We start from the raw sequence: 15,922 nt of genomic DNA, 5'->3' as shown, positions 1-15,922 counted from the left end.
TATTTTTCTCTGAAATCAGTTACTTATAGACTTATAAGAAGAATTGCAAAAAGTCAACTAAAGAATGTTTACAGGGAGAAAACTATTTCAAATTCCCAGCGTTTCTTTTACGAAAGGAATGGTGATTTTTCGTTGGGCTGCAAGTGAGGCGATATCCAGCTGGTCAAGGATATTCAGCAAATCATGTAAATTTCTTGTACATCGTTTAATTAAAAACAAGGCTACACTGTCTTTAAGCTGGAACCCTTTTTTCTCAGCGCCCTGTTGTAAAATCTTTATTTTCAAATCATCATTCAGCTCTTCCAAATGATAAGCTACTCCCCAGGCCAGACGGGAGCGCAGATCGGGCAGGCTGATAGCTGAAGCAGCGGGAGACGCTTGACTTGAAATGAGAAGACAAGACTCATTGTCGCGAATTTTATTAAATAAATGGAATATAGCTTCTTCCCAGATACTGTCATTGGCAATTTCATTTATATCATCAATTGCAATTAACTGCTGTTGTTCCATTCCCTCAAGACAGCCTGGCCCCCAGGCTTTTAAGAGGCTTAATGGAAGATAGGCGGCGCTAAGATTCCGGCTGCTGGCCATTTGGCAGCAGGCTTGCAGCAGATGGGATTTCCCGCTTCCGGGTTCTCCCCAGATAAACAGATAGGGCTCGGTTTTATTTGTAAAAAGAGTTTGAATTTGAAGTTCCAGCAAGCGATTAGTGCCCCAGAAAAACTCCGAGAGCTTGGCATCATAGTTCTGTTGAATTTCAAATACTAACTGACGGCTCATTGACTGGTTTGGCTAATTGACAGGGCTTTCCGTCCCCAGGTCCACACATAATCAATATATGTTGCCGCTGTAGTAACGGCGGTAAGCAGAATCAAACTGAAAAGAACATAGGGTGAAAATTCAAAAAAGGCCAGTTGAAACAGGCAAAGAGTGACCAGCAGCAATTGCAGGCCGGTATTGAATTTGCTAAGCCGTGTGGGTTCAAAATTAATCGGCTTACTTATGAGCAGATACCAGGCTAATACACCGAAGGAAATAGTCAAATCTCTTAAAAAAACCAGAATAACCAGCCACCAGGGCAGACTTTCCAATAAAGCCAGTGAGATAAAACTGGAGGCAACCAGTAATTTATCGGCCAGTGGATCAATAAACGAACCTAATGGCGTTGACCAGTTATAATGACGCGCAAGCCAGCCGTCCAGCCCGTCAGTAAGACCGGCTAGCATAAAAATATAAAAAGCCTCCACGAATTCACCGACGTATAGATGCCATAAAAAAGGCAGAATTAACACCAGGCGACCGATGGTTAGCACGTTGGGTATATGTCTCAGAATCGGATGTGACACGCTATTTCAAAATGCTCCTGTATAATTTGGGAGACCAGGCTCTCTGACAAGTGTATACAATACCATAGCTGCTGTCACCTGCTGAGACAGTTTAGTCAAGCAGGGGATTCGGAACACTGTAATAAATACATTCATTCACTGGAGCTGGTAATAAGTTTAAACTCAGGCGTTTCTTTATAAGCCAGTTAACAGAGAACAAATGGGTATGAACCCTAAGCTTTAATCCGGGAAAGGCCTCGGTGGTTCCCGGCAGGATTTCGAGCAGCTTCTTTTTGATAATTTTCCAGAAAACTGCAGGATTAAGCTGATAATCATGAGAAAAGGCTTTGATCAATACCTGCAAATGATTTAAAAAAATGGTGCTGATAAACTGCTGTATCAACTCTGAACCCTCCGGGGTCTCGGCTATTGTTTGATGCTGAACTCTTTTAAAAATAATTCCCTTGGGGATATGGTTATCAAGGATGAGCAGAAGGTCTGCGGACGCAAATAGCAGAATGGTTCCCTGTTCAACCAATAATCTGATGAAAGTCGTGAGGAACTTCTCACTATACTGTTCAAAAAAAGCGATGGGCGAGAGTGAACTGCCAGCCACTATTTCACTGATTAACTTTGAACCGCTTCCCGGGCAGCGATTAAGCAAAGCATAAAATGGAACGGCCATTTGATGTGTTTTTAAGAAATCCAGGGGAGATTGAAATAGCATTGGCTTGAGTAGATGAAGCTCTTTTCGAAATAATTCTTCTTCAGACATACAGTCTGTGACAAATACTCCTTCCTCAAATTGATTCACCTGAGCAAGCACTGCCTGTAAAGCCCTATCATTTGAATAAGAGGAGGCCGGGTGGTCTGACAAAGGTAACTGCAATTCGGCCGTATCTCGTTTCACAGGGGCCATGCAGGAAAGAGACATTAGTGGTTTTACCTGCTGATGATGGGGAATAAGTAATAAATCATTCTGATCGATTAAATGGCTAAACCTGGATTGAATCAGATTTCGCCATTGCCAGGGATGGACAGGAACAGGCAGGTAATCTGACGCGTTCCGTTGCATCACGAATAATTTATCTTGCCAGCGTTTATATTCATCAGGGAAGCAGGTCTGTATTTCTCTTTGATAAGTGAGAGAAGCCTCTTTCTCCATTGTAATGGTTTGGCTGCGATGTAAAGCACACCAGTGCAGACTTATCCGGGAATTGAATTGCGGCGCATACTGCAATACCTCACGGCGTTTAAATGCGTCAGGAATAAATTGCTCAGGTTCTAACAAGTCATAGGGCGCGGCCCATTGTCCAAGAAACAATAATAAGTGTTGCGCATTACCGGTTTTCAAAAGCCAGGACCAGAAACTGGAGCTCCCTCCCATTTCACAACTCAACTCCTTATGCCAGCGTTGTTCATAAAGAAGCATCATTGCCTTGTTAGCGATAAAATGATCCACCTCAGCAAGCAGCTTGGGCCACTGGAAGAAATAACTCTGAGGGTTTTTCTGTAGCTGACTTTCTTTAAGCTGTACTACAAAATCATGCGCTTCATGACTCAGAATGTCTGAAGCCAGATTTTCTGACACAGCCATTTGACGCAGTTGCTGAAGGCATACACTTTGCGCTCTGGAAATGGCCGTTTCTACCTGCTGGTGTGAGCAGGCAATCCCCATTTCAAACAGAAGAAAGCGTAATTGATGCGTTAAGCCGTGATAATCACCGTAAGCGAGGGCCATAACTGTCTCTGCAAGTTAACTATTAGAATAAATATAAATGATAATCATTCTCATTTGCAAGATAATCATGAGTAAACCTGATCGATTTTCTGGAATATTAATTCTGTGAAGAGATTTTTAAGTTAAATTGAGCTGACCATGCAGCCTCGCCAGAGGCTGTTGATTATTTCGAAGGGAAAGGAGCGGGGATGGTTTCAGTCTTCTCTTGGCCGGTAAATTATCGCAATATTTCCAATCAGCTGGACCAGTTCAGCATGGAGCGTTTCGCAAATTTCAGCGAACATTGGCTGGCGATCTTCTTTTTCAACGCCATAGATTTTGACTTTGATTAATTCATGCGCCTGCAAGGCAACATTTGTTTCATCCATAACTGCCTGAGTTAAGCCTTTTGCCCCGATTTGAATAACCGGCTTCAAATGATGTGCTTTTGCTTTTAAAGATTGCCTGAATGCGGTGTCCATTGTGGATCCTGATTAAAAAAACTTCAGATTATTGCACGTTTCACTGGGAAAAAATAGGAATTTTGAGTATCATGAAGCATTCTATGTTTAAAAAATAAGTTTATGCCTCGTTCCAAAAGTAGTAAGCGTTGGTTACAAGAGCATTTTGACGATTTCTATGTCAAAAAAGCGCAAGCAGAGGGTTATCGTAGCCGTGCTGTATATAAATTGAAAGAAGTTGACGAGCGAGAGCATTTATTGCGGTCTGGAATGACCGTGGTCGATCTTGGAGCTGCCCCCGGTGGCTGGACACAATATATTAGCCAGAAACTAAACGGAAAAGGCAATATTATTGCGCTGGACATATTACCAATGGACCACCTGGCCGACGTAACCTTTATTCAAGGCGATTTTCGAGAAGATGAGGTTCTGCAGCAATTACTCGCTTTAATCCCGGAGCGCAGTGTGGACTTGCTTTTATCCGATATGGCCCCAAATATGAGTGGAAGCTATGCGATTGATATTCCCAAGGCCATGTATCTGGCTGAACTGGCATTCGATTTTGCTGATAAAATGCTCAAGCCAAAGGGCGCTATGCTTATGAAAGTGTTTCATGGAGAAGGCTTTGATGAACTGGTAAAGCAAATAAGACAAAAATTTGGAAAAGTAGCAATCCGAAAACCAGCGGCTTCGCGATCACGATCTCGTGAGACCTATTTGCTGGCTAAGGACTATAATTTATAGTAAGTTAATCGTTCTGACGTCGTAGAATAGTTCTTACATATCAGGCAGGACGACAGAGGTTTTGCCGCTGTCTTAACTGGAACTAAAGATACGCCCTTAATAGAGGTAAATGCTTTGAACGACATGGTAAAAAATTTATTTTTGTGGCTTGTTATTGCCATTGTGCTGGTCTCTGTATTCAGTAATTTTGGTCCTCGACATGCTGCGGCTGAGAAAATCTCTTACAGCCAATTTCTAACAGAAATTGACCAGGGCGCAGTCAATGCGGTTACGATTGAAGATAACAAGATTATTAAAGGGGTTACCAAAAATAACCGCCGCTTCGTTACGTATATGCCCATGACGGATAATGCTTTACTGGGTCAGTTACTGAAAAATAAAGTAGATATTAGCGGTCAGGAGAAACAACAGGAAAGCTTCCTGCTGCATATTTTCATTAACTGGTTCCCCATGCTGCTTTTAATAGGTGTATGGATATTTTTCATGCGTCAGATGCAAGGAGGCGGAGGCCGCGGGGCCATGTCTTTTGGCCGTTCACGCGCACGCCTGCTCGGTGAAGATCAGGTTAAAGTGACTTTTGCTGATGTCGCCGGTGTCGACGAAGCTAAGGAAGAAGTGAAAGAACTGGTTGATTTCTTACGTGATCCAAGCAAATTCCAGAATCTGGGTGGACGTATTCCCCGCGGTGTGCTGCTGGTGGGCCCTCCTGGAACTGGTAAAACCCTGCTGGCCAAAGCGGTGGCGGGTGAAGCAAAAGTTCCATTTTTCACTATTTCGGGTTCTGATTTTGTCGAAATGTTTGTCGGGGTAGGGGCTTCCCGGGTTAGAGATATGTTTGAGCAAGCCAAAAAGCATGCCCCCTGTATTATTTTTATAGATGAAATTGATGCTGTCGGACGGCATCGTGGCGCCGGCCTTGGCGGCGGCCATGACGAGCGCGAACAGACATTAAACCAGCTGTTGGTTGAGATGGACGGCTTTGAAGGAAATGAAGGTGTTATTATTGTTTCTGCGACCAATAGGCCTGACGTTCTGGATCCTGCTCTGCTAAGACCTGGTCGATTTGATCGCCAGGTTGTGGTTCCTTTACCCGATATTCGTGGGCGCGAGCAAATTTTGAAAGTTCATCTGCAAAAAGTGCCGATTGAAAAAACGGTAGATATTTTACCTATCGCTCGGGGAACTCCTGGTTTTTCTGGCGCTGATCTGGCAAATCTGGTTAATGAGGCTGCTTTGTTCGCCGCACGCTCCAATAAACGCAAAGTAGGCATACTGGAGCTCGATAAAGCCAAAGACAAAATTATGATGGGTGCTGAGCGCCGTTCAATGGTAATGGATGAGAACGAGAAGAAGCTCACCGCTTATCATGAAGCAGGGCATGCTATCGTCGGTCTGCTGGTTCCTGAGCATGATCCTGTTTATAAGGTAACCATTATTCCGCGCGGAAGAGCATTGGGAGTGACTATGTTCCTTCCAGAACAAGATCGCTATAGCCATAGTAAGCGACGCCTTGAGAGTCAGTTATCCAGTTTATTTGGCGGAAGAATCGCGGAAGAGCTTATTTTTGGGGCTGACAGTGTAACAACTGGTGCTTCAAACGACATTATGCGTGCCACGGAAATCAGCCGTAAGATGGTCACCAGCTGGGGGCTTTCTGCTTTAGGCCCGCTCACCTTTGGCGAAGAGGAAGGTGAAGTGTTCCTTGGGCGGAGTATGTCACAACGCAAGGAAATGTCTGATAACACCGCTCATCAGATCGATGACGAAGTTCGCCAGATTATTGATAGAAATTATCAGCGAGCTAAAGAAATCCTCACTGCTAATCTCGATAAACTGCATTTGATGGCAGATGCTTTAATTAAATTTGAAACAATCGATGCCAACCAGATTGCAGAAATTATGGCTGGTCATGAGCCGTCTCCTCCTGAGGATTGGACTGGTCAAAAACCGGATCCCAATGCGTCGTCCTCTCTGGATCAAAAAATCAATGGCAAACAGGTTGATCATCCAGCTGAGGGACATTAGCGTAACACAGCTTCCAATGGTAGTGGCTATTGGAAGCCTACTTGGTTTATTCTCCAGGCATTCAAATATTCAGGACTAAATTGAACAATCAGCAATTCAAATTCTGGTGTGAAAATCATCCCGCCTCCGTTGATCCTGTTTTTCAGGCACTGGTGATGGGTATTGTGAATGTGACACCTGATTCCTTTTCAGACGGCGGTCAATATAATGATTTGCCTAAAGCACTTTCGCATGCACTTCAGCTAATAGATGACGGGGCAGACATTATTGATATTGGTGGTGAATCTGTCAGACCCGGTGCGACAGCTATAAGCGAACAGGAGGAGTTGAGTCGTGTGATACCGCTTATCGAAGCACTTCGCAACGAGAGCGATATCTGTATTTCTATCGATACTACAAAAACTGGGGTTATGAAAGAGGCCATACGTGCAGGCGCGGGCTTGATTAATGACATTAATGCCCTGCAGGATGAAACAGCCCTGGCGCTTGTAGCATCAACAGATACTCCGGTTTGTCTGATGCATATGCAAGGCACACCCATGACGATGCAAGTCAATCCACATTACAATCAGGATGTAGTCGATGAAATTAATGAATTTCTGGCAAAACGTATACAAGCCTGCATGTCAGCAGGAATAAAACCAGAACGAATGATTGTCGATCCGGGTTTCGGTTTTGGTAAAAAAGTAGAACATAATTTACAGATAACTAAACAATTAAGCCGTTTTCGGATACACCAGCGACCTGTACTTTTAGGTGTATCCCGAAAAACTACTATTGGCAAAGTTTTAAATAAGAATGTCGATGAACGACTAATTGGAAGCCTGGTTTTATCTGCAGTCGCTATAGAACAGGGTTTAGGCATTATCAGGACACACGATGTAGCAGAAACAAAACAGGTAATAACTATGATGCAGGCTATCCATGAATCCTGTGGCGATACTAACAAATTGAGGACTTAAAGATGGATCAACGAAAATATTTTGGAACGGACGGTATCCGTGGGCAGGTTGGTTTATCAAATGTAAATCCAGAATTTATGTTAAAGCTTGGTTGGGCCGTAGGGCGTGTTTTGGCGAATGGCCATCGAAAACATGTATTGATTGGTAAAGATACCAGAATTTCCGGTTATATGCTGGAATCCGCATTGGAAGCCGGGCTGGCTGCTGCTGGTGTGGACATTAGCCTGGTGGGGCCGATGCCTACTCCTGCTGTAGCTTATTTGACCCAGACTTTACGTGCGAATGCCGGAATTGTTATCAGTGCCTCACATAATCTATTTGAAGATAACGGGATTAAATTTTTCGCAGCTGATGGAAGTAAATTACCGGATGCGATGGAGTTGGCGATAGAAAGAGAATTGGAAAAGCCGCTTACAACTGTCAGCTCAGTAAAACTTGGGAAAGCAAAACGAATTAGTGATGCGCCTGGACGTTATATTGAGTTTTGCAAATCGACCATTCCTTCCTTAACCAGGCTGTCTGGTTTAAAAATTGTCGTTGATTGTGCAAACGGTGCGACATATCATGTAGCACCGAATGTGTTCACTGAACTCGGTGCTCAGGTGACTGCTATCGCCGATAATCCTGATGGATTTAATATTAATCAGAATTGTGGCTCCACCTCTCCTGAAATGTTACGACAACAGGTTCTGAAATCAGGTGCGGATATAGGTATTGCTCTGGATGGAGATGGCGATCGTCTCATCCTCATTGATTCTATGGGAAATATCATCAACGGCGATCAGGTATTATACATTATTACCAAAGACAGATTTCAACGGGGTATTCTTCATGGTGGCGTAGTCGGAACTTTAATGAGTAACTACGGATTAGAAAAAGCTATCTCGAATCTGAACATCCCATTTTTAAGGACCAAAGTCGGGGATCGTTATGTTTTGGAAACCTTAAAAGAGAAAGATTGGCGAATTGGTGGAGAATCTTCCGGTCATATCGTTTGTCTGGATAAAACTACGACTGGTGACGGCATAATTGCTGCTCTGCAAGTTCTTGCCTGTATGGTTAAGCAGGGCAAATCTCTCTCAGAACTTACCGAGGGGATAACCCTGCTACCCCAGACCCTAATCAATATCAAGACAGAACACGCAACGGAATTACTTGAAGATCAGAGAGTCCAGGCATCTGTGCGTGCATTGTCTGATAAGCTAGGCAATGACGGCCGCGTTTTATTGCGCCCCTCTGGTACTGAACCATTACTGCGGGTGATGGTAGAGGGATTGGATCAGGATGAAGTTCTTGTACAGGCAGAACAACTCCGAGATAATATCGTCACTATCGAACAGGGTCTGCACTGATCTCCTCTCTATACCTCGGATTTACCATTGCTTAAGTACTGCGGCTTTACCGCAGTACCCAAGGCATATAAAGGACGTTACTGTCTTGCCAGAGTGTTAGCCAATTCAAAATCTTCCTGCAAGGAATGCACTGTGGAGGTGGATTTATAAAAAACACTTTGATAAAAAGAAGATTTATTTTCGGCGAAGCAATTCCATAAAGCAGTGCTTACTTTTGCAGCCCATTGTGAAAGGATCCAGAATCCACGGTGCTCATAAAGACTTTGATAACGTGGATCCGAAAGGTAATTTCTGATCAACTGTATACTAGTGTTAGCATTTTGAGCGGGCTGTTTTTGCAGCTGGTGCGCCAGATCAGCACAGAGTTTGGCTTCACGAGAATATTTTCTATTTAATAAACTATCCAGTTGTGATTGCAAAATGGGATGAAATTTCCCTTTTTCCTGCAGGTTTGGTTCAACAGGAGGTTTGAAACTAAGTAGAACAGACCACTGTTCGCTGGGATTCTCACATAAGGATTTATATTTATAAAGTAAACTGTAAGGAGCTGATGGAGACGGTTCGTTCATCTCAAAAAGAATGTCTTTCAGTAACTGATACATTTGCCGTTTGGTCGCTTCATTAACATGCTGCTGCTGCAAACACATGAACAGCTTAACATACCAACTATTCAAATCAGCAGGCAGTTGTTGAAGTTTGACGATAATTTTGCTGTTCCAGTATTGCAGTTTACCCAAGTGTAAATCCATTGTACTCGCACGTCGCATGCGTGCATTCGTCAATGCAGCCTCAAGAGTTTCCTGTGGTTTTGTACTGAGTTCATGAGGCTTTATCGTAGTTTGTAACAATTTTAGCTCAAGCGATAAGCTGGCAATATGTGTATCCAGTTTTTGAGGATCAATCGGATGTTGATCAAGCCTTAACAGTTCATTTTCAAGCTGCGCTAATTTTTCTAAAGTACTGGTTTGAACTGTCCTGATTCCTTCTATCTGTTGACTAATCTGCCTGAGAAGACCAAACTCCGCAAGTAAATTCTGGCATTTACTTGATAACTGCGCTAATCGAATGAGTTCATTCTGCCGTCCTGCCGACTCTTCTTTCAAGACTGCCAATTCGCGTGCCGGTGGAACAAAATCTTCAGGAAGGCCACTAAATACATGGCTAGCTTCCAGACTGCTGAGTTCTTTTTTTGCCTCTATAAACTGGGGAAGCAAAGCAATAATTTGGGAATGTCTACTGCAGGCTCGCTCTAATTCCGGAAGAATTTTGTCTAACTCAATTAATAGTGACACGCTTGAAACAGGTTCTCTGGCAATGAAGCCGGGAATAAAACCCTGGATTGCATTAATGATTAGATTGATTGCATCAGATGAGAGGTGATGCTTAGGGTTATCAACCCACTCGCGCGAATTATCTGATAAAAGCTTTTTGGTATCATCCAGTATTTCACTCAGTTGCGCCAATTGGTAAGCTGCATTGTCCTTATCATGAAGAAGTTCAAGGTACTCAAGCTCGCTCTGTTCGCGAGTCAGCTCCTCATTATGGTCCTCAGGATTGGCCAAATAAAAAGCCAAAGCGCCGGGCCAATAGGAATTAAGATAAGAAACTCTGTTTTGTCTATCTTTTAGTAAATCTTCTATATTTGAGGTTGCAGAATAAAGATCATCAAGTTCCCTGATATTAACAAGCTTGCTTTCATTTATCTGCCTGCCAATGGCAGTTACGGCATCTTCCAAAAACAGAATCCTCTTTTGCAAATCCTGAATCTCAGCAACAAGGTCATTTTTTGAAACGGTGTCAATAAGTTGCGTTTTGCTTGATGATAACTGTTGAAGAATAGCATGCAAGCGTTTGGACTCACTTAAAGAATTAGCGGCAAAAAGCGATGCATGTTTAATCGTGGTGGAAGTTGTGAAAATAACATTAAGTGCATTAAGCTTTTGAATTGCCTCGTCCCTAAGGAGAAGCTTATCACCAACAATAACCTGATGATTTTGAAGTAAAAGGCGCTGATATTCGTCCCGTGTTGAAATAAAAAACTGGCGGATAATCGGTTCGTCGCCATCGTTTGCCCGGGGCAAAGCAGACGAGGTAGAGCCTTCACAGGCTTTCAGAAGCTCAGGGGAGTGGGAATCAATTCTCTTGCGAACGTCTGCTTCATCTTTGAGCAGAGAGTTTAACCTGGGCTCCAATGATAATTTTTGGTGATATAATTCTTTGACTTGCTGAGCCAGCAGCTGACCATTTAACTCCCTTGTCTTAAGCTCGTTGACTTTAAGATAGATTTTATAAATGTTTGTGATTATCTGCCATTGGACTTCTATCTCAGAATCAATTGCCAATGGTTTTGAAAATAAATCCTGGCAGGAGTGAAGCAGTTTTCCTAGTTCCAGAACATTAATCGGATGCTCCAGCATGGAAAGCCGCCGGGCAAGATCAATAATTCGAGTCTTCATAACCTGTCCTCCCTGAACAAAGTACGTAAGATGAGAAGAATTAGAACAAATTTAATGAAAATTGGCAATAATAGCCAGTACTTTTGAAAAAATAGCAGGAAGGATTTGAATAGCTGCGACGAAATTAAACTGATCACGAGAGAATAAAGAAAATATAGATGAAATGTTTTGATTAAGTGCTTTGTCTAAGGTATAGTCGCAAAATTAGATTCGAGGTTCGCATGCGAAAAAAAATAGTAGCTGGCAATTGGAAGATGAATGGTCAAATTGATCAAATCAGATCTCTTCTTCACGCTATTTTGCATGGGTTGCCAAAAGATTTGACAGTTGATTGCGTATTGATGCCATCAATGCTGCATTTACCCCTGGTAAGCGAGATTCTAAAATCCAGCCCGGTTCATTTGGGAGCCCAGAATGTGTATCCAAAGGACTCTGGGGCCTATACGGGTGAAGTTTCAGCTGCTATGGTAAAAGAGTACAACTGCCGATATGCAATGGTAGGGCATTCGGAGCGACGAAGATTTTTTTCGGAAAGTGAAAAATTTGTTGCAGAAAAATTCCACCATGTAAAAGATCATGGTATGATACCGATTCTTTGTGTGGGCGAGACCTTAAGCGAACGAGAAGATGGTCTTACAGAGCAAGTAGTTGCCAGGCAAATACGAGCAGTCGCCGACAAAGAACATTGTTTTGAAAATTGCGTAATTGCATATGAGCCAGTTTGGGCTATAGGAACAGGTGTACCACCTTTACCCGAAGAGGTACAGGCAGTTCATCAGTTTATCAGAGAGTTAGTGGCAGAATACGATAAAAATGCCGCGTCAATGGTAACGATTGCCTATGGCGGAAGTGTTAATGACAAGAACGCAGCATCACTCTTCAGCATGTCTGATGTGGATGGCGTTTTGGCAGGTGGTGCATCGCTTAATGCACAACAGTTTGTGGAAATTGTTAAATGTATCAATTAATTTTAATGATTCATGTACTTGTTGCGATTGCTCTGATCGGATTAGTGTTAATCCAGCATGGCAAAGGAGCCGATATAGGTGCAGCATTTGGCTCTGGCGCATCGAATACAGTGTTTGGTAGTCAAGGTACTGGCGGTTTCCTGTTCAGGTTTACTGGCGGTCTGGCTATAACATTTTTTATAACCAGTTTGACTCTGTCGTATATTGTTTCCATGCAATATCAAAAAGCAGGGCAACAAGTAATACCTCAGCAGACCAGTGTACAGGAAAACAAAGTTCCCGTGCCGGTTGATAGCAGTAAAAACGAAAAACAATAAACTAACAATGCCGAAGTGGTGGAATTGGTAGACACGCCGTCTTGAGGGGGCGGTGGCGTAAGCCGTGCCGGTTCGAGTCCGGCCTTCGGCACCATTTATCCAAGCGATTTAAATGATGCTATCACAATATTTACCGATATTTGTTTTTATAATTATTGGCTTGATTCTAGGTATCGCAATGATAACTGCGGGTTCGCTGTTATCAAAAAGCAATCCAGATTCAGCTAAGAACTCCCCCTATGAGTGTGGCTTTGATGCCTTTGAAAGCTCTCATATCCCTTTTGATGTAAGATTTTATCTAGTTGCTATACTATTTATTATCTTTGATTTGGAAACCGCGTTTTTCTTCCCCTGGGCTTTAGTGTTACGCAAGATAGGCTGGTTTGGTTTTCTCTCAATGGCAATTTTTCTGGGACTTCTGGTCATTGGATTTATTTATGAGTGGAAACGTGGGGCGCTAGAATGGGAATAGTATTCCCGCAGGGCATACAAATCTTGAATCTTGGTTAGGAATAATAACAATATTCGTTCAATATAGAACAGAACGTTTTGTTTCTTATTTCCATACTTTTCAGAGGCTTATATATGGCTGCTGCAGAATTGCAAAAAAGTGGTTTCATTACAACCAGTGTCGATAAATTGTTAGGTTGGGCGCGAAGCGGTTCAATGTGGCCAATGACCTTTGGACTGGCCTGTTGTGCCGTAGAAATGATGCATGTGGGAGCTGCCCGTTACGATCTGGACCGCTTCGGTATCATTTTCAGACCAAGCCCTCGTCAATCGGATGTAATGATTGTTGCGGGTACTTTATGTAACAAAATGGCCCCTGCATTGCGCAAGGTCTACGATCAGATGCCTGAGCCGCGCTGGGTGATCTCAATGGGATCCTGTGCCAATGGTGGAGGCTATTATCATTATTCCTATTCTGTTGTCCGCGGTTGTGACCGTATAGTTCCAGTAGATATCTATGTTCCTGGCTGCCCTCCAACTGCAGAAGCGCTTCTCTATGGGATTATCCAGCTGCAGAATAAGATAAGACATAAAACAATCATTGAAGCTTAAGGGCAGGTAGATAGCAAAATGACAAAATTAACCCGCTTGGTTGAACTCATTGAAAATGAACTGAAAGGTATGACAGAGTCTGTTACTCTTGCCTACGATGAAGTAACGATAGAATGCCAGGCAGCCCACATTCGCAAAGCGCTTACTCAACTACGCAATTATGAAGAATTTGCATTTGATGAGCTAATTGATGTTTGCGGTGTTGACTATCTCGATTATGGACGTTTTGACTGGGAAACTGAGGCAGCCACTGAGAAAGGTTTCTCCAGAGCAGTTGAGCCACAGGAAGAGCGGATTGGTGTTTGGGAAAAGCCACGTTTTGCAGTTGTCTATCATCTTCTGTCTACAATTCATAATCAGCGGCTTCGAGTGAAGGTATTCCTGGAAGAAAGTCACTTGATAATCCCTTCAGTACATGATCTATGGAAGTCCGCCAACTGGTTCGAAAGAGAAACCTATGATTTATACGGTATTCTGTTTGAAAATCATCCCGATTTACGACGAATTCTTACCGACTATGGTTTCATTGGCCATCCCTTCAGAAAAGACTTTCCGGTGAGTGGTCACGTTGAAATGCGCTATGATGCGCATTTGGAAAAGGTTATTTATGAGCCCGTGGATGTTGAACCACGAGTTATCATACCTAAAGTAATACGCGATGATAATCGATACATTGACACTCCGGGGATGAGCCATCATGATTGAGCTAAAGAACTATACTCTGAATTTTGGTCCCCAACATCCTGCAGCGCACGGTGTGCTGCGTCTGGTAATGGAACTGGAGGGGGAAACAATTGTCAGAGCCGATCCGCATATAGGATTGTTGCATAGAGCAACTGAAAAGCTAGCCGAGACCAAGCCTTACCTGCAAAACATAGGTTATATGGATCGTCTGGACTATGTTTCCATGATGTGCAATGAACATGCCTATGTTATGGCCATTGAAAAGCTGCTCGGTATTGAAGTACCCATTCGCGCACAATATATCCGTACAATGTTTGATGAGGTAACTCGCATACTGAACCATTTATTGTGGCTGGGTGCAGTGGCTCTTGATATTGGAGCAATGACTGTTTTCCTTTATTGCTTCCGTGAACGCGAAGACTTGTTTGACTGCTATGAAGCTGTTTCCGGCGCCCGCATGCATGCCAAATACTATCGTCCAGGCGGCGTAGCGAGAGACTTGCCAGAAAGCATGCCTAAATACAAGCCTTCACGCTGGCACAACGAGCGAGAAGTAGAAAAGATGAACAGCAATAGAGAAGGCAGTCTCCTGGATTTTCTATGGAGTTTTACGGAGCGCTTCCCTAAATGCGTTGATGAATATGAAACCCTTCTTACCAATAATCGCATCTGGAAGCAGCGCACAGTCGATATAGGACGATTTAGTGCTGAGCAGGCGTTGCAATGGGGCTTTACCGGGCCTATGCTGCGTGCTTCCGGTGTTGCCTGGGATTTAAGAAAGAAACAGCCTTATGCTGCATATGACAAGATGGAGTTTGACATTCCCGTTGGAAGAACAGGTGACTGTTATGATCGATATCTGGTAAGAGTTGAAGAACTTCGTCAGTCCAATCGAATTGTCAGACAGTGTATTGAATGGTTAAAAGCAAACCCTGGTCCTGTTCGTGTCCATGATTATAAGGTGACTCCGCCACGTAGGGCAGTGATGAAACATGACATGGAAGCATTAATCCACCATTTTAAACTATTCACAGAGGGCTTTTGCCTGCCGGCAGGCGAAGTCTACTCCGCTGTAGAAGCGCCCAAGGGAGAGTTTGGCATCTATCTGGTTTCCGATGGAGCAAATAAACCCTATCGACTAAAAATCAGAGCGCCAGGTTTTGCTCATTTGGCCAGCTATGATGAAATGGTCAGAGGACACATGCTTGCAGACGGCGTTGCCATTTTGGCAAGCCAGGATATCGTTTTTGGCGAAATTGATCGATAGCAATCTTGAGTTTACACTATCTTCACTGAAGAGGTGTTACTCTTTGAAATATAGTTAAGGCTAGTTAGTATGTCTGAAAATTCAGGTAAGTTGTTATGTCAACTGGTTACATCAAAACGAATTGATGAAATTGACCATTGGATAAAAAAGTATCCTGCTGACCAAAAACAATCAGCTGTGATGAGTGCCTTGCGGATTGTTCAGGAAGAACATCAATTCCTAACGCCTGAGCTAATGGATGCAGTGGCTGAATATCTCGATATGCCAGCGATTGCAGTCTATGAGGTGGCAACCTTTTATTCCATGTATGAGCATAAGCCATTAGGGAAACATCTCATTAATGTATGCACCAATATCTCATGCAAATTGCGTGGTTCCGCTGAAGTAGTAGATTACCTGGAATCCAGATTAGGGATTAAACTGGGATCTACGACAGAGGATAAACGCTTTACTTTACGTTCAGTTGAATGCCTTGGGGCTTGTGTGAATGCACCGATGATGCAAATTGGAAAAAATTATCACGAAGACCTGACTACTGAAAAAATTGATCAAATTTTGGAACAATACCAATGAAAGATA

At 43.1% G+C, this 15,922-nt stretch carries 16 protein-coding genes and 1 tRNA gene; 12 read left to right on the top strand and 5 right to left on the bottom strand.

What is annotated here, in order from left to right; translation table 11 throughout:
* Positions 1 to 87: 87 nt before the first annotated feature.
* The 4 genes from hda to B1207_RS07255 form a co-directional block, all read right to left on the bottom strand.
* Positions 88 to 780, bottom strand: coding sequence for a DnaA regulatory inactivator Hda (gene hda, locus B1207_RS07270; protein ID WP_112219333.1), 693 nt, complete (start codon positions 778 to 780; stop codon positions 88 to 90).
* A complete protein-coding gene (locus tag B1207_RS07265; protein ID WP_234999811.1) occupies positions 777 to 1,346 on the bottom strand; it encodes a CDP-alcohol phosphatidyltransferase family protein in 570 nt (189 codons plus the stop codon). Before B1207_RS07265 ends, hda begins: the two co-directional genes overlap by 4 nt.
* 91 nt (positions 1,347 to 1,437) lie before the next feature.
* Positions 1,438 to 3,066: an IucA/IucC family protein gene (locus B1207_RS07260; protein WP_112219332.1), complete on the bottom strand. Its 1,629-nt coding sequence runs from the start codon at positions 3,064 to 3,066 to the stop codon at positions 1,438 to 1,440.
* A 194-nt stretch (positions 3,067 to 3,260) separates the two neighbouring features.
* Positions 3,261 to 3,527, bottom strand: a complete 267-nt coding sequence (locus B1207_RS07255; RefSeq protein WP_112219331.1) for a YhbY family RNA-binding protein — start codon at positions 3,525 to 3,527, stop codon at positions 3,261 to 3,263.
* 102 nt (positions 3,528 to 3,629) lie between these two features.
* On the opposite strand from B1207_RS07255, the gene rlmE reads away from it, so the two are divergent.
* From rlmE to glmM, 4 genes are all read left to right on the top strand, one after another.
* Positions 3,630 to 4,250: a 23S rRNA (uridine(2552)-2'-O)-methyltransferase RlmE gene (gene rlmE / locus B1207_RS07250; RefSeq protein ID WP_058507227.1), complete on the top strand. Its 621-nt coding sequence runs from the start codon at positions 3,630 to 3,632 to the stop codon at positions 4,248 to 4,250.
* A 123-nt stretch (positions 4,251 to 4,373) separates the two neighbouring features.
* On the top strand, positions 4,374 to 6,275 hold the full coding sequence (gene ftsH / locus B1207_RS07245; protein WP_172458215.1) for an ATP-dependent zinc metalloprotease FtsH: 1,902 nt from the start codon (positions 4,374 to 4,376) through the stop codon (positions 6,273 to 6,275).
* An 80-nt stretch (positions 6,276 to 6,355) separates the two neighbouring features.
* Positions 6,356 to 7,237 (top strand): dihydropteroate synthase, encoded by an 882-nt coding sequence (gene folP, locus B1207_RS07240; RefSeq protein WP_253255802.1) that lies wholly within the window; start codon positions 6,356 to 6,358, stop codon positions 7,235 to 7,237.
* A 2-nt stretch (positions 7,238 to 7,239) separates the two neighbouring features.
* Positions 7,240 to 8,589 (top strand): phosphoglucosamine mutase, encoded by a 1,350-nt coding sequence (gene glmM / locus B1207_RS07235; RefSeq protein WP_112219329.1) that lies wholly within the window; start codon positions 7,240 to 7,242, stop codon positions 8,587 to 8,589.
* A gap of 77 nt (positions 8,590 to 8,666) precedes the next feature.
* Here glmM and B1207_RS07230 read toward each other — a convergent pair whose 3' ends face one another.
* Positions 8,667 to 11,045: a hypothetical protein gene (locus B1207_RS07230; protein ID WP_112219328.1), complete on the bottom strand. Its 2,379-nt coding sequence runs from the start codon at positions 11,043 to 11,045 to the stop codon at positions 8,667 to 8,669.
* A gap of 221 nt (positions 11,046 to 11,266) precedes the next feature.
* On the opposite strand from B1207_RS07230, the gene tpiA reads away from it, so the two are divergent.
* The 8 genes from tpiA to nuoE all read left to right on the top strand — a co-directional run bounded on the left by tpiA (position 11,267) and on the right by nuoE (position 15,916).
* Positions 11,267 to 12,013, top strand: a complete 747-nt coding sequence (gene tpiA / locus B1207_RS07225; protein WP_112219327.1) for a triose-phosphate isomerase — start codon at positions 11,267 to 11,269, stop codon at positions 12,011 to 12,013.
* A complete protein-coding gene (secG, locus tag B1207_RS07220) occupies positions 12,001 to 12,330 on the top strand; it encodes a preprotein translocase subunit SecG (protein ID WP_112219326.1) in 330 nt (109 codons plus the stop codon). The genes tpiA and secG overlap by 13 nt, the downstream gene beginning before the upstream one ends.
* Positions 12,331 to 12,339: 9 nt before the next feature.
* Positions 12,340 to 12,424 (top strand) — tRNA-Leu (locus B1207_RS07215).
* Between the two features lie 21 nt (positions 12,425 to 12,445).
* The gene (ndhC, locus tag B1207_RS07210; protein WP_058507325.1) at positions 12,446 to 12,802 is read left to right on the top strand and encodes an NADH-quinone oxidoreductase subunit A; all 357 of its coding nucleotides are present in this window, start codon (positions 12,446 to 12,448) and stop codon (positions 12,800 to 12,802) included.
* A 113-nt stretch (positions 12,803 to 12,915) separates the two neighbouring features.
* Positions 12,916 to 13,392 (top strand): NuoB/complex I 20 kDa subunit family protein, encoded by a 477-nt coding sequence (locus tag B1207_RS07205; protein WP_058507233.1) that lies wholly within the window; start codon positions 12,916 to 12,918, stop codon positions 13,390 to 13,392.
* Positions 13,393 to 13,410: 18 nt separating this feature from the next.
* Positions 13,411 to 14,097, top strand: a complete 687-nt coding sequence (locus B1207_RS07200) for an NADH-quinone oxidoreductase subunit C (RefSeq protein WP_112219325.1) — start codon at positions 13,411 to 13,413, stop codon at positions 14,095 to 14,097.
* Positions 14,090 to 15,343 (top strand): NADH-quinone oxidoreductase subunit D, encoded by a 1,254-nt coding sequence (locus tag B1207_RS07195; protein WP_112219324.1) that lies wholly within the window; start codon positions 14,090 to 14,092, stop codon positions 15,341 to 15,343. Before B1207_RS07200 ends, B1207_RS07195 begins: the two co-directional genes overlap by 8 nt.
* Before the next feature lie 69 nt (positions 15,344 to 15,412).
* Entirely contained in the window at positions 15,413 to 15,916 is a 504-nt protein-coding gene (nuoE, locus tag B1207_RS07190; RefSeq protein ID WP_112219323.1) for an NADH-quinone oxidoreductase subunit NuoE, read from the top strand.
* Positions 15,917 to 15,922 lie beyond the last annotated feature (6 nt).

Source organism: Legionella quinlivanii (assembly GCF_003265995.1).
GTDB lineage: Bacteria > Pseudomonadota > Gammaproteobacteria > Legionellales > Legionellaceae > Legionella_C > Legionella_C quinlivanii_A.
This window is presented reverse-complemented; position numbering and strand designations above follow the sequence as displayed.